The 18,644-nt window shown below is 51.4% G+C and carries 21 protein-coding genes and 1 other RNA gene; 16 read left to right on the top strand and 6 right to left on the bottom strand.

Going from position 1 to position 18,644, the window contains the following annotated elements; genetic code table 11:
• The first annotated feature begins 33 nt into the window (after positions 1-33).
• Positions 34-1,362, top strand: coding sequence for an ATP-dependent RNA helicase SrmB (srmB, locus tag IAI47_RS04835; protein ID WP_003848590.1), 1,329 nt, complete (start codon positions 34-36; stop codon positions 1,360-1,362).
• Positions 1,363-1,578: 216 nt separating this feature from the next.
• On the opposite strand, the gene grcA is transcribed toward srmB, so the two are convergent.
• Positions 1,579-1,962: an autonomous glycyl radical cofactor GrcA gene (gene grcA, locus IAI47_RS04830; RefSeq protein WP_008926720.1), complete on the bottom strand. Its 384-nt coding sequence runs from the start codon at positions 1,960-1,962 to the stop codon at positions 1,579-1,581.
• A gap of 242 nt (positions 1,963-2,204) precedes the next feature.
• On the opposite strand from grcA, the gene ung reads away from it, so the two are divergent.
• Positions 2,205-2,885, top strand: a complete 681-nt coding sequence (ung, locus tag IAI47_RS04825; RefSeq protein ID WP_003848587.1) for a uracil-DNA glycosylase — start codon at positions 2,205-2,207, stop codon at positions 2,883-2,885.
• Positions 2,886-2,944: 59 nt separating this feature from the next.
• On the opposite strand, the gene grpE is transcribed toward ung, so the two are convergent.
• The gene (grpE, locus tag IAI47_RS04820; protein WP_003848585.1) at positions 2,945-3,526 is read right to left on the bottom strand and encodes a nucleotide exchange factor GrpE; all 582 of its coding nucleotides are present in this window, start codon (positions 3,524-3,526) and stop codon (positions 2,945-2,947) included.
• A gap of 122 nt (positions 3,527-3,648) precedes the next feature.
• Between grpE and nadK the strand changes: the two genes are divergently transcribed.
• The 3 genes from nadK to bamE all read left to right on the top strand — a co-directional run bounded on the left by nadK (position 3,649) and on the right by bamE (position 6,807).
• Positions 3,649-4,527, top strand: a complete 879-nt coding sequence (gene nadK, locus IAI47_RS04815; RefSeq protein ID WP_008926721.1) for an NAD(+) kinase — start codon at positions 3,649-3,651, stop codon at positions 4,525-4,527.
• Between the two features lie 84 nt (positions 4,528-4,611).
• Positions 4,612-6,273, top strand: a complete 1,662-nt coding sequence (gene recN / locus IAI47_RS04810; protein ID WP_008926722.1) for a DNA repair protein RecN — start codon at positions 4,612-4,614, stop codon at positions 6,271-6,273.
• 186 nt (positions 6,274-6,459) lie between these two features.
• On the top strand, positions 6,460-6,807 hold the full coding sequence (bamE, locus tag IAI47_RS04805; RefSeq protein WP_003848578.1) for an outer membrane protein assembly factor BamE: 348 nt from the start codon (positions 6,460-6,462) through the stop codon (positions 6,805-6,807).
• A gap of 95 nt (positions 6,808-6,902) precedes the next feature.
• Here the strand turns inward: bamE and IAI47_RS04800 are convergent, their stop codons facing one another.
• Together IAI47_RS04800 and IAI47_RS04795 are read right to left on the bottom strand one after the other, a co-directional pair.
• Complete coding sequence (locus IAI47_RS04800) at positions 6,903-7,196, bottom strand: RnfH family protein (protein ID WP_008926723.1); 294 nt, start codon at positions 7,194-7,196, stop codon at positions 6,903-6,905.
• Positions 7,189-7,623 (bottom strand): type II toxin-antitoxin system RatA family toxin, encoded by a 435-nt coding sequence (locus IAI47_RS04795; protein WP_008926724.1) that lies wholly within the window; start codon positions 7,621-7,623, stop codon positions 7,189-7,191. Before IAI47_RS04795 ends, IAI47_RS04800 begins: the two co-directional genes overlap by 8 nt.
• Before the next feature lie 158 nt (positions 7,624-7,781).
• Between IAI47_RS04795 and smpB the strand changes: the two genes are divergently transcribed.
• The 5 genes from smpB to IAI47_RS04770 all read left to right on the top strand — a co-directional run bounded on the left by smpB (position 7,782) and on the right by IAI47_RS04770 (position 12,945).
• Positions 7,782-8,264 carry an SsrA-binding protein SmpB gene (gene smpB / locus IAI47_RS04790; protein WP_003848573.1) on the top strand — a complete coding sequence of 161 codons (483 nt, stop codon included), beginning with the start codon at positions 7,782-7,784 and terminating at the stop codon, positions 8,262-8,264.
• Between the two features lie 43 nt (positions 8,265-8,307).
• Positions 8,308-8,669: a transfer-messenger RNA gene (gene ssrA, locus IAI47_RS04785) on the top strand.
• Between the two features lie 192 nt (positions 8,670-8,861).
• On the top strand, positions 8,862-10,064 hold the full coding sequence (locus tag IAI47_RS04780; protein ID WP_008926725.1) for an integrase domain-containing protein: 1,203 nt from the start codon (positions 8,862-8,864) through the stop codon (positions 10,062-10,064).
• Complete coding sequence (locus IAI47_RS04775) at positions 10,064-11,185, top strand: SIR2 family protein (protein ID WP_008926726.1); 1,122 nt, start codon at positions 10,064-10,066, stop codon at positions 11,183-11,185. Before IAI47_RS04780 ends, IAI47_RS04775 begins: the two co-directional genes overlap by 1 nt.
• Positions 11,173-12,945, top strand: coding sequence for an ATP-binding protein (locus IAI47_RS04770; protein WP_008926727.1), 1,773 nt, complete (start codon positions 11,173-11,175; stop codon positions 12,943-12,945). Before IAI47_RS04775 ends, IAI47_RS04770 begins: the two co-directional genes overlap by 13 nt.
• A gap of 246 nt (positions 12,946-13,191) precedes the next feature.
• Here IAI47_RS04770 and IAI47_RS04765 read toward each other — a convergent pair whose 3' ends face one another.
• Both IAI47_RS04765 and IAI47_RS04760 read right to left on the bottom strand, forming a co-directional pair.
• Positions 13,192-13,443 carry an ogr/Delta-like zinc finger family protein gene (locus IAI47_RS04765; protein ID WP_008926728.1) on the bottom strand — a complete coding sequence of 84 codons (252 nt, stop codon included), beginning with the start codon at positions 13,441-13,443 and terminating at the stop codon, positions 13,192-13,194.
• On the bottom strand, positions 13,440-14,156 hold the full coding sequence (locus IAI47_RS04760) for a hypothetical protein (RefSeq protein WP_008926729.1): 717 nt from the start codon (positions 14,154-14,156) through the stop codon (positions 13,440-13,442). The genes IAI47_RS04765 and IAI47_RS04760 overlap by 4 nt, the downstream gene beginning before the upstream one ends.
• Before the next feature lie 521 nt (positions 14,157-14,677).
• Between IAI47_RS04760 and IAI47_RS04755 the strand changes: the two genes are divergently transcribed.
• The 6 genes from IAI47_RS04755 to IAI47_RS04730 are packed head-to-tail and all read left to right on the top strand — an operon-like array spanning position 14,678 to position 18,636.
• Entirely contained in the window at positions 14,678-14,935 is a 258-nt protein-coding gene (locus IAI47_RS04755; protein ID WP_008926730.1) for an AlpA family transcriptional regulator, read from the top strand.
• Entirely contained in the window at positions 14,932-15,174 is a 243-nt protein-coding gene (locus IAI47_RS04750) for a hypothetical protein (RefSeq protein WP_008926731.1), read from the top strand. Before IAI47_RS04755 ends, IAI47_RS04750 begins: the two co-directional genes overlap by 4 nt.
• Positions 15,175-15,187: 13 nt before the next feature.
• The gene (locus IAI47_RS04745) at positions 15,188-15,736 is read left to right on the top strand and encodes a host cell division inhibitor Icd-like protein (protein WP_187961176.1); all 549 of its coding nucleotides are present in this window, start codon (positions 15,188-15,190) and stop codon (positions 15,734-15,736) included.
• Entirely contained in the window at positions 15,712-15,978 is a 267-nt protein-coding gene (locus IAI47_RS04740) for a hypothetical protein (protein ID WP_008926733.1), read from the top strand. Before IAI47_RS04745 ends, IAI47_RS04740 begins: the two co-directional genes overlap by 25 nt.
• Positions 15,965-16,306: a DUF5375 family protein gene (locus IAI47_RS04735; RefSeq protein ID WP_008926734.1), complete on the top strand. Its 342-nt coding sequence runs from the start codon at positions 15,965-15,967 to the stop codon at positions 16,304-16,306. Before IAI47_RS04740 ends, IAI47_RS04735 begins: the two co-directional genes overlap by 14 nt.
• A 14-nt stretch (positions 16,307-16,320) precedes the next feature.
• Positions 16,321-18,636, top strand: a complete 2,316-nt coding sequence (locus IAI47_RS04730; RefSeq protein WP_008926735.1) for a primase-helicase zinc-binding domain-containing protein — start codon at positions 16,321-16,323, stop codon at positions 18,634-18,636.
• The last annotated feature ends 8 nt before the right edge of the window (positions 18,637-18,644 follow it).

Genomic DNA, 18,644 nt, shown 5'->3' with positions numbered 1-18,644 from the left:
GTCTATAATCAGCGCCTCAAACTGAGGTAGACCATGACAGTAACCACATTTTCCGAACTCGAACTCGACGAAAGCCTGCTACAAGCGTTGCAGGAAAAAGGCTTTACGCGCCCAACAGTGATCCAGGCTGCTGCAATTCCGCCCGCACTGGAGGGTCGTGACGTTCTGGGTTCGGCACCTACAGGGACCGGGAAAACCGCCGCGTATCTGTTACCGGCGTTGCAGCACCTGCTTGATTTTCCGCGCAAGAAATCCGGACCACCCCGCATCCTGATTGTGACCCCAACACGCGAACTGGCGATGCAGGTTGCCGATCATGCGCGTGAACTGGCGAAACATACCCATCTGGATATCGCCACGATCACGGGCGGCGTGGCTTACATGAACCATGCCGAAGTGTTCAGCGAAAACCAGGATATTGTCGTCGCCACCACCGGCCGACTGCTGCAGTACATCAAAGAAGAGAACTTTGACTGTCGCGCCGTAGAAACCCTGGTACTGGATGAAGCGGACCGCATGCTTGATATGGGCTTTGCCCAGGATATCGAAACCATCGCGGCTGAAACGCGCTGGCGTAAGCAGACCATGCTCTTTTCCGCCACGCTGGAAGGCGACAACATTCGCGACTTCGCCGAGCGTCTGCTGAACGATCCGGTAGAGCTGGAAGCGGACCCGAGCCGTCGTGAGCGCAAAAAAATTCAGCAGTGGTACTACCGCGCTGATGATCTGCAGCACAAGACAAAATTACTGATTCACCTGCTGAAACAGCCGGATGTGACGCGCTGCATCGTGTTCGTGCGTAAGCGTGAGCGTCTGCATGAGCTGGTGAGCTGGCTGCACGAAGCGGGGATTCGCAGCAGCTATCTTGAAGGCGAAATGGTGCAGGCGAAACGTAACGAAGCGATTAAGCGCCTGAGCGAAGGACGCGTTAACGTGCTGGTTGCTACCGATATCGCGGCACGTGGCATTGATGTTGAGGATGTCAGTCACGTCTTTAACTATGACATGCCGCGCACCGCAGATACTTACCTGCACCGCATTGGGCGTACCGGTCGTGCGGGCCGTAAAGGCATCGCCATCTCACTGGTTGAAGCGCACGATTTCGTCCTGCTGGGCAAAATCACCCGCTATGTTAACGAGCCTATCAAAGCGCGTGTGATTGATGAGCTGCGTCCGGAAACGCGTGCGCCAAGTGCCAAAACCACGGGAAAACCGTCGAAAAAGGTACTGGCCAAACGTGCAGAGAAGAAAGCCAGCGAAACTGAAAAACCGCGGGTGAAAAACCGTCATCGTGATGCCAAAAATGTCGGCAAACGCCGCAAGGCAAGCGGCAGTACGCCAGCTAACGAGAATGCGGAATAAATCATCGCCGTCATAAAAAAATCGCCTCAATTGAGGCGATTTTTTTATCTGATAATCAGTAATAACCTTTTCACACTGTTTTTCATGCCAGCGCGTTTTCTTTAAGGCGCGAGCATAACAATGCCGGACGTTAAACTTCTTATCTCGTTAATAATTAAGCTAAAGATTGCTGTGTGCGCTTTGCGCTTATTTTCATCACCTGATTAATCAGACTGCTTAAAGACTTTCAGTAAAGGTACGGGTGATGACGTCGCGCTGCTGCTCTGGTGTCAGTGAGTTAAAACGCACGGCATAGCCGGAAACACGAATGGTCAGCTGCGGATAGTTCTCAGGATGTTTAACCGCATCTTCCAGTGTTTCACGACGCAGAACGTTGACGTTCAGATGCTGTCCACCTTCAACCCGCACCTGAGGTTTAATTTCAACCGGCACTTCACGCCAGGCAAATTCGCCCAGTTCGCTGAGCGCGACAACCTGGTCTTCTTCATAGCCCGCTTTTGCACACAGGCAACGCGCCTGGGCTTTCTCTTCGTCCAGCAGCCAGAATGAGTTCAGTAACTGTGAGTTGTTTGATTGCGTGATCTGGATACCCGTGATCATCATTGCGTCTCCCGAATAAAACGTGAATACATCAAATTTGAGGCCCCGGTATAGCACTCTTTATTCCAGGCCTCTTTGACCTGTATCAATACGAATCAGGCATTCAGGCGGCTTTAACGCTAACCCGTTGATCTCAAACCCGCTGCCATTAAAAAATAATTTGTATTATTCAAATTATTTTTGCCTTCAGGTCGACAGCAGGAACAGCTAAGCTTACGGCACTAACGTTAAGGGAGTTGAACATGGCTGAAAAGCTGACCTGGCACGACGTGCTGGCTGAAGAGAAAGAGAAACCCTATTTTATTGAGACGCTGAAGCAGGTCGCCGATCGGCGCGCCGAGGGTGTAACCGTCTATCCGCCGCAGAAAGATGTGTTTAACGCCTTTCGCCTGACAGAACTGGGCGACGTCAACGTTGTGATCCTGGGTCAGGATCCCTATCACGGGCCGAATCAGGCGCATGGACTGGCTTTTTCGGTGCTGCCCGGCGTTCAGGTGCCGCCCTCACTGCAGAATATCTATAAAGAGCTGGCACAGGATATTCCCGGCTTTGAAAAGCCCAACCACGGCTTTCTTGAGAGCTGGGCAAAACAGGGCGTGATGTTACTCAACACAGTGTTAACGGTTGAAGCGGGTAAAGCCCATTCTCATGCCCGATTCGGCTGGGAGACCTTTACGGATAATGTGATTGAGGCGATTAACCAGCACTGTGAAGGGGTGATTTTTTTACTGTGGGGTTCGCATGCCCAGAAGAAAGGCAGCATTATTGATCGCAAGCGCCATCATGTGTTGCAGGCACCGCATCCCTCGCCGCTTTCCGCGCATCGTGGCTTTTTCGGCAGCAAACACTTTTCGACCACCAATGAACTGCTGAGCGCAGCCGGTAAAAAACCGGTGGACTGGACGCCGGTCTTACCGGATTAACGCCAGAAAGCACACGGCCGCGTCAGTGCGCGGCCGTGTGACAGGATTCAGGCGTTGAATCAGCTTTTAGCTTTAGAAACCGCCACCATCGCCGGACGCAGCAGGCGACCATTCAGCGTATAGCCACGCTGCATCACCAGCATGACATGGTTAGGCTCAAACTCTTCAGACTCCATCATCGACATTGCCTGATGCACTTCCGGGTTAAATGGCACGCCCGTTTCGCCTACCACTTCAACACCGAATTTACGCACGGCACCCAACAGGCCTTTCAGGGTCAGCTCAATCCCTTCGATCATGGATGCCAGCTGCGGGTCTTCTTTGTTTGCCACTTCCAGCGCACGTTCCAGGCTGTCGATGACTGGCAGCAGTTCGTTGGCAAACTTCTCCAGCGCAAATTTATGCGCCTTCTCAACGTCCATTTCGGCACGACGACGAATGTTCTCAACTTCAGCCTGCGCACGCAGCTGGGCATCGCGCACACCGGTTTGCGACTGCGCTAATTCAGCTTCGAGCTGAGCAATACGCTCATCACGCGGATCCACCTCTGCTGCTGTCTCCGCTTCCTGAGGTTGCTGCTGATCCTGCTGAATTTCGTCTGAGACTTGCTCGTTTGGGGTGTTCTGTTCTTTACTACTCATGAATTTCTCCGCGTTTTGCACATTCATTTCGCTGGTTGGCTTATTATGGGGATTGGTATGACGGATTCAAGGGAACCTATCACATTGCCTTGCCGTTTTGGCTTATAAGGAACACCGACCAGATGAACAAACACTTTAACTGCATTGGGATTGTGGGTCATCCGCGCCATCCTACTGCGTTAACCACGCATGAGATGCTCTGGCGCTGGCTGACGGCCAAAGGTTTTCAGGTGATCGTTGAGAAGCAGATTGCCCAGGAGCTGTCGCTTCACGACGTACAGACGGGCACGCTGGCGGAGATTGGTCAGCAGGCTGATTTAGCCGTCGTGGTGGGTGGTGACGGCAATATGCTGGGCGCAGCGCGGGTGCTGGCGCGTTATGACATCAAAGTGATCGGCATTAACCGCGGTAATCTCGGTTTTCTCACTGACCTCGATCCGGATAACGCACAGCAACAGCTGGATGAGGTGCTGCAGGGCAACTATTTCGTCGAGAGCCGCTTTCTGCTGGAAGCGCAGGTGTGCAAATCTGACTGCTCGCCCCGTATCGGCTCTGCCATCAATGAAGTGGTGCTGCACCCTGGCAAAGTGGCACACATGATCGAATTTGAAGTTTACATTGATGAAGTGTTCGCCTTTTCCCAACGCTCAGACGGGCTGATTATCTCCACGCCCACCGGCTCTACAGCCTACTCACTCTCGGCGGGCGGCCCTATTCTGACGCCGTCACTGGAGGCGATTGTGCTGGTGCCGATGTTCCCGCATACGCTTTCCGCGCGGCCACTGGTGATCAACAGCAGCAGTACCATCCGTTTACGCTTTTCTTCACGTCGCAGTGACCTGGAGATCAGCTGTGACAGCCAGATTGCGTTGCCCATCCAGGAGGGCGAGGATGTACTGATTCGCCGCAGTGCCGGTCATCTTGATTTGATCCATCCTAAAAACTACAGCTATTTCAATACGCTGAGTTCGAAACTGGGCTGGTCAAAAAAATTGTTCTGAAAACCGGCCTCGCCTCTTTACTGGATAAAAAACCAGTTTATACTGTATGAAAAACCATATGTGTTTATTCATACAGGTGAACCTATGCTGGCCCAACTGACCATCAGTAATTTCGCTATCGTTCGTGAGCTCGACATTGATTTCCAACGCGGCATGACAGCTATCACGGGTGAGACCGGTGCCGGCAAGTCTATCGCCATTGATGCGCTGGGATTGTGTCTGGGCGATCGTGCTGATGCCGACATGGTGCGTCAGGGTGCCAGCCGGGCTGACCTCTGTGCCCGCTTCCAGCTTAAGTCCTCCCCTTCTGCCCAGCGCTGGCTGGTCGATAATCATCTGGATGAGGGCAACGAGTGCCTGCTGCGCCGGGTGATCAGCGCTGACGGACGCTCCCGTGGCTTTATCAATGGCACAGCAGTGCCGCTCTCTCAGCTGCGCGACCTCGGCCAGTTACTGATCCAGATCCACGGTCAGCATGCCCATCAGCTTCTGCTTAAACCTGATCATCAGAAACATCTGCTGGATGCCTATGCCGGTCACGACGAGCTGCTGCAGCAAATGCGCGCCAGCTATCAGACCTGGAATCAGAGCTGCCGCACCCTGGCGCTGCATCAGCAGCAGGCGCAGGAACGCGAATCACGTCGCGAGCTGTTGCAGTATCAACTGAAAGAGCTGAACGACTTCGCACCGCAGCCGGGTGAATATGAGCAGATCGATGAAGAGTACAAGCGTCTGGCTAACAGCGGACAACTGCTGTCGACCAGCCAGCAGGCACTGCAGCTGTTAGCAGACAGCGATGACACGAATCTCAACAGCCTGCTCTACACGGCGCGTGAGATGATTTCTGAACTGACTTCACTGGATGAGAAGCTGAACGGCGTTCACAATCTGCTGGAAGAAGCCGCCATTCAGTTGACCGAAGCCAGCGATGAGCTGCGTCACTACTGTGACAGCCTTGATATGGACCCTAACCGCCTGTATGAGCTGGAAAAGCGTATCTCACGTCAGATCGCGCTGGCCCGTAAGCATCACGTTACGCCGGAAGGCCTGCCCGAACTGCATCAGCAATTGCTGGCAGAAGCGGAGCTGCTCTCACAGCATGAAAGCGATCAGGAGAGCCTGCAGTCACTGGTGGGTGAACATTATCAGGCTGCGCTGAAAAGCGCAGAGCAACTGCATCAGCAGCGCAGCCACTTTGCTGACGAACTGCAGCAGCTGATCACCCAGAGTATGCATCTGCTCTCTATGCCGCACGGCCAGTTCAAGATCGCGCTGACCTTTAATCCGGATCAGCTCACGGCAGACGGCGCGAGCCGCGTCGATTTCCAGGTCACCACTAACCCAGGCCAGCCACTGCAGCCTCTGGGCAAAGTGGCTTCCGGTGGTGAACTGTCGCGTATCGCGCTGGCAATTCAGGTGATTACTGCGAAGAAAATGGAAACACCGGCGATGATTTTCGATGAAGTGGATGTCGGCATCAGCGGCCCGACCGCTGCCGTGGTCGGTAAACTGCTGCGTCAGCTGGGTGAATCGACCCAGGTGATGTGTGTGACTCACCTGCCACAGGTGGCCGGTTGTGGTCATCAGCACTTCTACGTCAGCAAAGAGACCGATGGCGCAATGACTGAAACCCATATGCAGCCACTGGACAAGCGGGCGCGTCTGCAGGAACTGGCGCGACTGTTAGGCGGCAGCGAGGTCACACGCAATACCCTGGCCAACGCAAAAGAACTTTTAGCCGCATAGCAGCGCACTTTTTTAACCCTCCGTGGTCATATGCTTGCTCTGTAGAGGTTTCCAACAGCGAAAAGGTTTATTATCATCGGCACTTATGTCGCCAGAGTAATAAAGCCTGCCGCAGGCAGAGTTCAGATTTTGATGGCAAGAAAGCCGCCTTTAAAAGGCGTTTGGCCCCGGAAAAGGAATGTATAGATGCGCTGTAAAACGCTGACTGCCGCGGCAGTAGTAATGTTGATGATGACCGCCGGATGTTCCACCTTAGAGCGCGTGGTCTATCGTCCTGATATCAACCAGGGGAACTATCTGGTTGCCAACGATGTGGCCAAGATTCATACCGGTATGACACAGCAGCAGGTGGCTTACACGCTCGGTACGCCGATGATGAAAGATCCGTTTGGCAGCAACGTCTGGTATTACGTTTTCCGTCAGGAGCCAGGTCATGAGGGCGTAAAACAGCAGACGCTGACGCTGACCTTTGATGGTAATGGCGTTCTGACTAATATCGACAACAAGCAGAATCTGTCACAGAACAACGACTGATTGTCGTAAGACCGTCAGAAACAACAGACAGCAAAAAGGCGCACTGAGCGCCTTTTTTTATGCCGGGTATCCGCTGTATCTGATGGGATAAGGGCTTATTTTTTGCTTTCTGCCGCTCGTTCTGCGCGCTGCCGGCGTAACTCTTTAGGATCGGCAATCAGCGGACGATAGACTTCGATACGATCGCCCTCATTCACCACATCATCCAGCTTCACTGGCCGACTGTAGATGCCGACCTTGTTACTGGCGAGGTCAATCTCACGACGCAGTTCAAGTAGTCCTGATTTGAGGATGGCCTGTTCAATCGTGCTGCCCTGCTCCACTTTCACATAGAGCTGATACTGCTTTTCAGGCAAGGCATAGACCACCTCGACGGAGATATCAGGCACGGTAAACCTCTTTAGCGCGCTGTGTGAAAGCCTGCACCATGCTGTTGGCCAGCTCTTTGAAGATCCGCCCAAAGGCCATCTCTACCAGCATATTGGTAAATTCGAACTCCAGGCTTAACTCAACCTTGCAGGCGTCATCGCCCAGCGAGACGAACTTCCAGCCGCCAGTCAGCTTGCGGAACGGACCATCAACCAGTTGCATATGGATGCTCTGGTTATCCGTCAGGGTATTGCGGGTGGTAAACGTTTTGCTGATGCCCGCTTTCGACACATCCACGGACGCCGTCATCTGATTCTCAGACGCATCCAGCACGCGGCTTCCGGTGCAACCCGGCAGGAATTGCGGATAGGCATCCACATCATTTACAAGTTGGTACATCTGCCCGGCACTAAACGGGACCAGCGCCGAACGACTAATCTGAGCCATAATGGTTCCTGTTCATCACAAAACCGCTGAATAATAGCATTTTCAGCGATTAAACAAAAATGTCCCCGAGTGAGGGTGTGCTAGAATATCCCGTTTCCTGCCGCCCCGCTGGACTGGGGATGCGATAACCGACTAAGTGATGTAAAATACGCCGCACTATGACAAAGAAAAAAGCACACAAACCCGGTTCTGCCACTGTTGCCATGAACAAACGCGCCCGCCACGAGTACTTCATTGAAGAGGAGTATGAAGCGGGATTGTCGTTACAAGGATGGGAAGTTAAGTCACTTCGTGCCGGTAAAGCCAACATCAGCGACAGCTATATTCTGCTGCGCGATGGCGAAGCCTTTCTGTTCGGTTCAACCTTTCAACCCTTAGCCGTTGCCTCCAGCCATGTGGTCTGTGACCCGACGCGCAGCCGAAAGCTGCTGCTGAAGCAACGTGAACTTGATTCACTGTATGGCCGCGTTAACCGCGAAGGCTACACCATCGTGGCGCTGTCGCTGTACTGGAAAAACGCCTGGTGCAAACTGAAGATTGGTGTTGCACGCGGTAAGAAAGAGCACGACAAGCGCGACGATATCAAAGACCGTGAATGGAAACTGGATAAAGCACGTATCATGAAGAATTCAAAGCGTTAAGCACTGGATTTTGATTTGTTTTGTTGCTAGTATTTGAAGTTCTGGGGCTGATTCTGGACTCGACGGGATTGTGAAGCCTTAGGAGCATGCCGAGGGGCGGTTTGCCTCGTAAAAAGCCGCAAAAAAATAGTCGCAAACGACGAAAACTACGCTTTAGCAGCTTAATAACCTGCTTTTAGCCTTCTCTCCCTAGCTTCCGCTCTTAAGACGGGGATCAAGAGAAGTCAAACCCAAAAGAGATCGCGTGGATGCCTTGCCTGGGGTTGAAGCGTTAAATCCAATCAGGATAGTCTGTTAGTGGCGTGTCTGTTCGCAGCTAACCGGCGAATGTAAAAACTGACTAAGCATGTAGTGCCGACGGTGTAGTAATTTCGGACGCGGGTTCAACTCCCGCCAGCTCCACCAAAATTCTTCAAAGATGGTTCCAGTGCCATCCGCAGAAGTCCTGAAAGCCCGCACGGCACAAGCCCTGCGGGCTTTTTTGTGTCTGTAATCTTCCGAGGCGATCCGCCTGAATCCAGAGATAATTGGTACACGAATTGGTACACGTTATAATGTGTACTAAAAACGTGTACCAATTATGGACGGAAACCAGTCATGGCGCGGATGACACGCCCACTCACCAATAACGAAATCCTCAAAGCTAAGCCTCAAGAGAAAGACTTCACACTGCATGATGGCGATGGACTTTTCCTGCTCGTCAAAACATCAGGTAAGAAGCTGTGGCGTTTTCGCTACCAGCGACCAAATAGTAGTAGCCGCACAAATCTGAGCCTAGGCTCTTACCCTGCCCTGACGCTCGCTGTAGCACGCCAGATGCGTGACCAGTATCTGTCGCTACTTGCGCAAGGGATCGACCCGCAAAAACAGCAAGAGGAAGTATCAGAGCAACGACAAATTGAGCTGGATAGCATTTTTTCAGTTGTGGCCGGAAGGTGGTTCCAGCTTAAGAGCAAAAGCGTTACCGAAGATTATGCGAAGGATATTTGGCGATCGCTGGAGAAAGATATCTTCCCTTCCATTGGTGAGATTCCTGTTCAAGCACTCAAGGCCAGAACGATCGTTGAGGCATTGGAGCCGATAAAAGCTCGCGGGGCGCTTGAAACAGTCCGTCGCTTGGTTCAGCGTATCAACGAAATCATGATTTATGCGGTAAACACTGGCCTGATTGATGCTAATCCAGCATCAGGAGTTGGCATGGCCTTTGAAAAACCAAAAAAGCAAAACATGCCGACACTGCGGCCAGAAGAATTACCCAAGTTAATGCGTTCTTTGGTAATGTCGAATCTGTCCGTTACGACTCGCTGCCTTATTGAATGGCAACTCCTGACTCTGGTACGCCCTTCTGAGGCCTCTGGTGCTCTGTGGGCAGAGATTGATCGCGATGCAAAGATTTGGACAATTCCGGCAAAACGAATGAAGGCCAAACGTGAGCACATCATACCTTTATCGCCTCAGGCATTGGAAATTCTGGATGTGATGGAACCTATCAGTGCTCACCGTGAACATATCTTTCCGAGCAGGAATGATCCAAAAAGAGCTATGAATAGCCAGACAGCTAATGCTGCTTTAAAACGTATTGGGTTTGGAGGTAAGCTCGTAGCTCATGGATTAAGGTCAATCGCAAGTACAGCAATGAATGAGGCTGGCTTAAATCCTGACGTAATAGAATCAGCATTAGCTCACACTGATAAAAATGAAGTTCGTAGGGCTTATAATCGATCAATTTATCTAGATCAGAGGATTGATTTAATGAATTGGTGGGGTAAACAAGTGAGTAAGCATAAGGAGTTAAGCTAATGGATAAAGAGTTCCCTTGCAAAGCTTCAAATATTTATGACAAAAACATAAATTTTTTGTTCGGTTCAGGAGCCTCTGCTGCATACATACCTACTTTATGGCTAGATGATGACACAACATATGAAACCTTACTCTCACACGATGATGTTAAAGGTAAAACTGATGTAGAAAACTACATATTAAGCGCCTATTACAACAGCATTATTCATAAAACATTTTGCATTGAGCCAGAACCGATATCCAAGAAGTTCTCTAAAACCTTACAAGATTACAATAGATTTTTGTACGAACTGGTTTCTCTATTGGAAAGAAAAGGCTCGAATCAAATTAAAAGAGGAAACATCTTCACTACAAACTATGATCTCTTTTTTGAAACAGCAGCTGACATCGCGCTCAACAAAAAAAGCTTTTATTTTAATGATGGTGCTCTGGGGTTTAGAGAGCGAAGCCTAAATATTAGTAACTTCCATTTATCGCACTGGCACCAAGGAACTCACGATTTATATAAACAAGAGGTTCCAACAGTCAACATAATCAAAATGCATGGGTCGGTATCTTGGAATAAAAATAATGAGCAAAAAATTAACATCGCTTACCCCAAGATGGCGCCAGAAAAAACAAATTTAGAGTGCAATATAACCATAAAGGACTTTACCAAGAGTTTTAACAATACAGATGAAGACCTTTCTGATTACTTGGATCTTAGTCAAAAAGATATTGAAACCCTTTCTGAATTTAGAGTTCAATATAACAGGTTAGCAATAGTTAGCCCTACAAAAGAAAAGTTTTCTGAGACTGTTTTTCAGCAACATTATTATCAAAGCCTTAGACTTTTAAGTTATGAACTTGAAAAACCACAAACTGTTTTAATCTGCTTTGGTTTTTCATTTCAAGACGAGCATATTTTAGAAATAATCAAGCGTTCTCTCAGCAATCCAACATTGAAAGTTTTTGTATTTTGCTACAGTAAAGATAGTCGACGCTCCATAAATGAAACAATTAATGATTCGAGAATATCATATATTTACCCTAAAAATGATGCGCATAACATTTCTTTCGATGCTTTCATAGATAGAATTTTTACATCTGACAATGGAGATTGGATTTCATGGACGGATTGAATGTTGGCTATGTTACTCAAGTAAAAGGGACGATGGTTGTCGCGAAAGTTGATCATGCTTTGTATCAATCAACATACTTTCATCATGGTAGAATCCTTCGAGGTATAACTATCAACGAGTTCGTCCTAATTCGCAAGGGTTATCAGGATATAGTCGGAAAAATAATCGGTGAAGAAATCATTGAGAACTTTAATGTTCGACAAGATGAGATAGAACAAAAAAAATATGACAGATTCATTGAGCTAAGCATACTAGGTTATTTTTTTGAAGACCGGTTCTATTCTGGCATTAAATTCCTTCCAATGATAAATGACCAGCTTTATTTGATATCAGATGAAAAAATCTCTGAAATTTACAACTTCAGGAAAGGAAAAAACACACCTCTAATTAATATAGGGAAGTCTATTCTTGAAGAGTTGCCAATTAGCATTCCTATCAATGGTGTATTTAACTCGCACATAGGTATTTTTGGTAATACTGGCAGTGGGAAATCAAATACTTTGGCAAAACTATATCATTCACTTTTAACTCTCATTAAGGACAATGACGACTTTAAGCGAAAATCAAAAATTGCAGTCATTGACTTCAATGGCGAGTATGGAACTTTAGCTAAAACCTTTCCAAACATTACCAGCACATTAGAATTGAATACTAAAAACCCTCAAGATAAGTTACATTTTTCCGAAGGTGAATTTTGGGACGATGAGTTGTTATCGGTTTTATTTTCAGCAACTGAAAAAACTCAAAAGCCATTCCTCACCCATCTTGTGAGAAACAAGAGTAATTACGATAACGACCTTGAAACTTATCTAAAAAGAACTATATCCCTCATGTTTGGAACTAATCAACACAGGGAAACCATTAACTTACTCAAAGGCTTAATTCCTTATTTCAGCGAAGGGGAACAAAAGCGAATCGCCGATGAATTGGCTCTTTTTTCTTGGCATTCAAACGCTAATAAATACGAGCATCCAAATGGATTCATCAACAAACACTCTGATGCATTGCCCCAATTGACTTGCACCTATAATACCTCGATAGCAGTAAGCAATGTTTTTGATGAAATATTCATACGTTCAACTTTACAACTAATAAACTCCGTATCTAAAAACTACGTTCAATATGAACACATATCACCACTAATAAACAAGATCACAGCAACAGGCCCATCCTTATCAAAGGTGATTGAAGTAACAACGCAAGAAAAAAAAAGGCTTCCACTTTCCATTATATCGTTAAAGAATTGCAATCAATCTACAAAAAAAACAATCCCCATGATGATTGCCAAGTGTTCTTTTTTAGAACATAAATCAACAGACAATGATTGTGAAAGCTTCCATTTAATTATTGACGAAGCTCATAACATTTTATCAGAAAGTTCAACAAGAGAGGCTGAAAGCTGGAAAGATTACAGACTGGAATTATTTGAAGAAATAATCAAAGAGGGTAGGAAATTTGGTTATTTTGTAACTATTTCCAGTCAGCGCCCTTTTGATATATCACCTACAATCATATCTCAATTACATAATTATTTCATACATAGATTAGTAAATGAGAATGATCTCTTTCTGTTGAAAAATACGTTAAGTACTCTTGATGCAGCATCGAGATCATTAATTCCTACACTTCCTCCCGGAGCCTGCATAGTCTCAGGAACAGCCTTTCACACTCCATTGATTGTTCAAATGGAAAGGCTTACTGAAGACACAGCTCCGCAGAGTGATACATTAAGTCTTGAAAATTTGTGGGGACTTTCTTAGACGCGCGCAATGCTATCCCCGCCACGCCTGCCCGCTTTATGCATCGTTTTTCATGCAGATGCATGATGCGGTTAGAGCCGCGCCCGGTATGGCCTGAACGGGGAAAAGCGGTGCATGATTTTGCATGCAGATCCATGCAAGCTATGCATGCATCACTCCTTACAAAGCGGCTGGCCAGAAAAAGGGCTTCAGAAAGACAAACGACAGACACAAAAAAACCGCTGGTCTGGCAGCGGCTGTACGGGATTAATGAACCTGGCGGAATGCAGAACCATAACGGCCCAGCGTCTGCCGTTCCCTGGCCGGTTCGGGTGGCGCTTCTGGTACTTTTTCCGGCTGTGGCGGTGCGGTGATCACCTTTGTAATGCTCTCATTCGTCTTGAAAGTACAGGAGCAGTCCAGGTTAGTGCACTGGTGATAACGCTCTTTCACCTGTTCGGACATATAGCGGCTCGATTTGGTATGTGCCGCACTTTTGCAGTAAGGGCAGTGCATCATTTCTGGTTGCCCTCCTGAAACTTTGCACGCTGCGCCCGGATTGATTCAGCCAGCTTCTGGCGACGCATAGGATGGCGGTAAAGCTCCATATCAATACCCGTCAGCGGCGGGCGATTCAGACCAATATCCTCCAGCAGCGGAGCCTCATTTAGTATGCTGTCTGGCAGAGCAGCAGCCGCCCGCGTCAGCGCTTCACCGATCAGATAAGCTACGTCCTTAATACTATCCCGGTCGTCTCCGGCAAACGTCGGGGAAAGCTCTTCGCGACGGAGACGCAGCTTAATGGCCCACAGCAGCGACGGACTTACGTTACGCAGGGCTGACTGCCAGTGCGCATCCGCGAACCCGGTAAAAGCCTCCCGGTGCGATTCAACATACTCTTTACCACTGCCGCAGCATTTCAGCATCGCCTCCTGCTTATCCAGCGCCAACTCCTTAAGCAGCCCGCCGAACTCATCGGCCAGTTCACGGCTGGCGATGCGCTGAGAATGTTCGGTGCGCAGCTCGTCAGTAAGATTGCCTCGCAGGTTGCGAAAGCGCGTGCGCCAGTTGCTCTCGGCTTCTTTCCCTGCCTCGATGGCTGCCTGCTGTTCTTTTTCACAGCGGGCTATATCGGCGCAGATGCCGTTATAGGCTTTCATCCTTTCGGTATGTTCAGCGCGGGCTTTCTCGAAGCGTTCCAGTGATGCAGGTTTCTGTTCCGGGGTGGTCATGACTGTCTCTCATCGTCTGTAAAGGATGAGGCCATTCTGTCGTCTACCACAGGACAGCGCATTTCATTGCTTTCCGCCTGTCGATGAGCAGACAAGGGCACAACCGGTACGGGATGGCCCCTTAACTGATGATATTTCTCATATAACTGTTCACTGGTATTCACTGAAATAAAAAAGGTAATAAATACAACACTTAAAACAGTGAACACTTTAAAATTAAGTCTTCACTGAGTATTCACTTGTGTTCACAAAACCTCAGATAACAGCTTTTTTCTGGCGAGCCTTTTTCAGATTTTAATTCTATTAATAAAAGCTTTTTAATCGCTGAAAGCTCTTAAAAGGCAAACGCTGGCAAACGTTGGCAAACAAAGGCAAACAGGAGGTAAGAGAAGTGCTTTTTGCTCATTTTTTAGCAATCAGGGGGTTGTTTACTTCACCAGAAATATAACCAGAATAGGGGGTTACCTGAAGACACCACCGGAACCGGACAGCACCGGCCGGACTCATAATGAGGTAACACCATGCACGCAGCTTCACCCGTACCAGCCCCTGCCATTCCCGTAATCCGCGATGCCATTTATCCGCGCGACCGCTTTATGCGCCTGCCGGAAGTCATCAGCACCTGCGGTCTGTCACGTTCGACCATTTACGATTTAATCAGCCGGGAGCAGTTCCCGTCGCAGATTTCCCTCGGCGGTAAAAACGTCGCCTGGCTGGCGTCAGAAATTGACGGCTGGATGCAGGCCCGCATCGCACAGCGCGCCGGAGGTACAGCATGATTACGCTGAATGCCGGCACGAAAACCTGTCCGCTCACCCGTGAAAAAACCGCCTTTGTCGCAGAAAGCCTGACGGCAGCCGTCAGCCCAGTTACCGCACCGGCCTCTACCAGCGGAATGCACGGTCACATCTCCGTTATGGGTAAAAAAGCGAAGCCTGCCAGGCAGCGGGCAAAGAAAGAGAGCGGGGAATTCCGATCAAATCCGCCGCAATCCGATCACGTCCTGACCGATTGCTGAGGAAAACGCCCCGATGTGTGAAAAAAGGCTTTTCTCTGGCGAGCGGCCGTTATACAGTTTTTGTGCTGCCGCAAAATCGGCAGCCGGGCGTAGGAACCCGTGCTTAATCTTGGCGACACAACACGCGCCATGCGTGTTTTTTTGTGTCTTCGCCTCAGTGCACCCATTATCCGGGCAATGGTTCTTGAGCCATTGCGCCGTCTGCGTAATGGTGGCCCGGGCGGGGCAGCCTTCGGGCTGGCCGGTTTCCAAGGTTGCCGGTATTCCTACCCCCGTCCGGGCTACCACCCATGAGCGTAGGAACTCCGGTGGTAGCTTTATAAAGCTAACCCTGGAGATTGCCTTTATGGCTACGGTTCTTACTGCCGCTCACCCCGAATTCACCTTTATTTTTGCCGCTGTGCGCCGCACCGATGCCGCCGCACGCCCCTGTATGCTGCGTACCGTGGCAGGCGATGAGCGAAGCGCCCGCGCCAGCCTCGCCCGCGATTACGTTCTGTCCTTTGCCGGTCGTCTGCCGGTCAGGGCGGTGGCGGCATTAATACCCTTTCCCGGCAACTGAATAACCATGACACCTACCCCATTCCCCACGCTGACTACCTGCGCCTGCTGCACGCGCACACGGTCGGCGTGACCGTGCTCGATATGTTCGACTCGGTGAACTGCCTGAGCGCGCGCGGCTGCGTGCCGGACGGCGCGGCGCTGGCCTCGGTCGTCGCCCTGCTTACCGACCAGCTCGGTAAAGTCGTTGAAACCTGTGAATCCCGGATGTTAGCCACGGAGGCCCGCCATGATGACCGCTAATCACTCCTGCCTGCCCGTTGAGGTACGCACCGCCGTTTACCGCCGCGCGCTGGCGCAGGGCTACCTGAATGCCTGCAAAAGCCTCGGCGTCACCGTTTCCGCCACGCTCGATGAGCTTCAGATGACCATTGCCCTTGAGCTGGAGGGCTTCTATGTCCGCCGTCACGGCACCGATGCGGGTATGGAGATGGCCTGCACCATGCTGGGCGATATGGTCGAGCCGGACCTGCTGACCGCGCCGCCGCGCCTGACGCAGCTCGGCGTCACCATGATGGATGAGCTTTTCCGCAGCCAGCTTGCGGCCGCCAGCCGCATCACGCTGCACTGAGGGAGGACGCGAATATGAAACATATCGTCTCTGACACCGTAAAGGCGGCCACCGGATTCTGGCCGCAGCTTCTGCCCGCCCTCGGCATCAGCGTGCACGCCGGGGGGCGACACGGCGCCTGCCCGGCGTGCGGCGGCAAAGACCGCTTCCGCTTCGACAATCAGGACGGGCGCGGAACATGGCTCTGTAACCAGTGCGGGGCCGGTGACGGCCTCAACCTGGTGGAAAAGGCGCTCAGTATCAGCGCTAAAGAGGCCGCCATAAAGGTGGCCGGAATGCTCGGTAAGCTGCCGGAGTCAGCCCCGGTTATGCATGATGACACCGCAGACAAAAGCCGCGCGCAGTCAGACGCCGCCGCACGGGCGCAGGCGCTTATCGCCGCCGCCTTCAGCCGCACGGACAACGCCTACCTTTCAGCGAAAGGGCTGCACGGCACGCAGGCGCTCACACTTGGGGAGGCGCTGCGCTGTGGTGGTGTCAGCTTTGCCGCCGGGGATGTGCTTATCCCGCTGACCGGCGAAGACGGCACGGCTGTTAACGTGCAGCTCATCAGCGCCGCAGGCGACAAACGCACCCTGCCCGGCGGACAGGTGAAAGGCACATACTGGCTGGCAGGCGAGCCGGATGGCAAAACGCTGTGGCTCACTGAAGGATACGCTACCGGCCTGACCGTGCACCGCCTGACCGGGCAGGCGGTTTACGTGGCGCTGAGCGCCAACAACCTGCCCTCACTGGCAAAGCGGCTGCGTGAGTCATACCCCGGCGCGCTGATGCTGATTGCCGCCGACCATGACGACAACGGCACCGGCCAGCTAAAGGCAGAGGAAGCGGCCAGAGCCTGTAGCGGCAAAGCCGCACTGCCGCCGGTTACGGGTGACTGGAACGACGTGTGGCAGGCGCAGGGCGATATCGCCACGCTGGCGCAGCTCACCGCCTTTACGCAGCCGCAGCCACTCAGCCCGTTTGAATCCGTCAGCGAGGCAGACCTGAAGGCCATGAGCGCCAGCCAGAAAGCGGAGCTGCTGGTCGCCCACTACGGGGAGGCGCTGGCCGTGCCGCCGGTCGGGGAGGAAATCTGCCGCTATGAGAACGGCGCATGGCAGGTGATGGAGGCGAAGACGCTGCGCCGGGAAATCGCCGCGCTGTTTCAGAAGGTACGCGCCCCGTTCTCGGCCGCCGGTATCGGCAGCGTGCTCGATACGCTCAAGCTGATGGTGCCGCAGATGGGGGAACCGTCCCGCCGCCTGATTGGTTTCCGTAACGGCGTGTATGACACCACAACAGGCACCTTCGGCCCGCATCGCCGCGAAAACTGGCTGCGCACGGTCAACAGCGTGGACTACTCCGCGCCGCGTCCCGGCGAAAATCTCGCAGACCACGCACCGTACTTTTACCGCTGGTTAACGCGGGCTGCCGGACACAATCACGACAAGCAGGAGCGTATTCTCGCGGCGTTATTTATGGTGCTGGCAAACCGCTATGACTGGCAGATGTTTCTCGAAGTCACCGGCCCCGGCGGCAGCGGTAAAAGTGTCATGGCCTCGATAGCCACTCTGCTGGCCGGAAAAGACAACACCACGTCAGCCACCATCGACACGCTGGAATCCTCCCGCGAGCGCGCCAGCGTGGTGGGTTTCTCGCTGATTATTCTTCCTGACCAGGAGAAATGGAGCGGCGACGGCGCGGGCATCAAGGCGATAACCGGCGGCGATGCGGTGGCAATCGACCCGAAATATCGCGATGCCTACTCCACACACATCCCGGCGGTGATTCTGGCAGTGAATAACAACCCAATGCGCTTCAGCGATCGCAGCGGCGGCGTGTCGCGCCGTCGGGTAATCCTGACGTTCCCGGAAGTGATACCGGCAAAGGAGCGTGACCCGCAGTTGCTGGACAAAGTCAGCACCGAGTTGGCCGTCATCGTTCGTCACCTGATGCAGCGCTTTGCTTCACCTGACGAAGCGCGCGAGTTGTTGCAAGCGCAGCAATCATCCGGCGAAGCGCTGGAGATTAAGCGACAGGCCGATCCGCTGGTCGATTTCTGTGGCTACCTGATGCCGCTCAGCACGCCGAATGGACTGTTTATCGGTAACGCCAACATTCGCCCGATAAACCCAAAGCGCTATCTCTATCATGCGTATCTATCATTTATGGAATCGCGGGGGCATCAGCACCCGCTCAGCCTGACGGCTTTTGGGCAGGCAGTGCCGCAGACCCTTAAAGAATATGAGCGCGTACTGCTTAAGCGCCGAACAAATAACGGTATCCAGACCAACCTTACGCTGCATGAGGACAGTGAGGCAGATTGGCTGCCAGCTTGCTCTAAGTAGATTATTCA

Origin of the sequence: Pantoea sp. MT58 (genome assembly GCF_014495885.1) — a bacterium.
GTDB lineage: Bacteria > Pseudomonadota > Gammaproteobacteria > Enterobacterales > Enterobacteriaceae > Pantoea > Pantoea eucalypti.
This window is presented reverse-complemented; position numbering and strand designations above follow the sequence as displayed.

Coding starts and splice junctions, on each gene's coding strand:
- IAI47_RS04795 (WP_008926724.1), bottom strand. CDS start 7,623: ATGGCTCAGATTAGTCGTTCGGCGCTGGTCCCGTTTAGTGCCGGGCAG.
- IAI47_RS04770 (WP_008926727.1), top strand. CDS start 11,173: ATGGACGGATTGAATGTTGGCTATGTTACTCAAGTAAAAGGGACGATG.
- IAI47_RS04765 (WP_008926728.1), bottom strand. CDS start 13,443: ATGATGCACTGCCCTTACTGCAAAAGTGCGGCACATACCAAATCGAGC.
- recN (WP_008926722.1), top strand. CDS start 4,612: ATGCTGGCCCAACTGACCATCAGTAATTTCGCTATCGTTCGTGAGCTC.
- IAI47_RS04755 (WP_008926730.1), top strand. CDS start 14,678: ATGCACGCAGCTTCACCCGTACCAGCCCCTGCCATTCCCGTAATCCGC.
- IAI47_RS04780 (WP_008926725.1), top strand. CDS start 8,862: ATGGCGCGGATGACACGCCCACTCACCAATAACGAAATCCTCAAAGCT.
- srmB (WP_003848590.1), top strand. CDS start 34: ATGACAGTAACCACATTTTCCGAACTCGAACTCGACGAAAGCCTGCTA.
- IAI47_RS04745 (WP_187961176.1), top strand. CDS start 15,188: ATGTGTGAAAAAAGGCTTTTCTCTGGCGAGCGGCCGTTATACAGTTTT.
- grcA (WP_008926720.1), bottom strand. CDS start 1,962: ATGATCACGGGTATCCAGATCACGCAATCAAACAACTCACAGTTACTG.
- IAI47_RS04750 (WP_008926731.1), top strand. CDS start 14,932: ATGATTACGCTGAATGCCGGCACGAAAACCTGTCCGCTCACCCGTGAA.
- smpB (WP_003848573.1), top strand. CDS start 7,782: ATGACAAAGAAAAAAGCACACAAACCCGGTTCTGCCACTGTTGCCATG.
- IAI47_RS04775 (WP_008926726.1), top strand. CDS start 10,064: ATGGATAAAGAGTTCCCTTGCAAAGCTTCAAATATTTATGACAAAAAC.
- grpE (WP_003848585.1), bottom strand. CDS start 3,526: ATGAGTAGTAAAGAACAGAACACCCCAAACGAGCAAGTCTCAGACGAA.
- IAI47_RS04735 (WP_008926734.1), top strand. CDS start 15,965: ATGATGACCGCTAATCACTCCTGCCTGCCCGTTGAGGTACGCACCGCC.
- IAI47_RS04730 (WP_008926735.1), top strand. CDS start 16,321: ATGAAACATATCGTCTCTGACACCGTAAAGGCGGCCACCGGATTCTGG.
- IAI47_RS04760 (WP_008926729.1), bottom strand. CDS start 14,156: ATGACCACCCCGGAACAGAAACCTGCATCACTGGAACGCTTCGAGAAA.
- bamE (WP_003848578.1), top strand. CDS start 6,460: ATGCGCTGTAAAACGCTGACTGCCGCGGCAGTAGTAATGTTGATGATG.
- ung (WP_003848587.1), top strand. CDS start 2,205: ATGGCTGAAAAGCTGACCTGGCACGACGTGCTGGCTGAAGAGAAAGAG.
- nadK (WP_008926721.1), top strand. CDS start 3,649: ATGAACAAACACTTTAACTGCATTGGGATTGTGGGTCATCCGCGCCAT.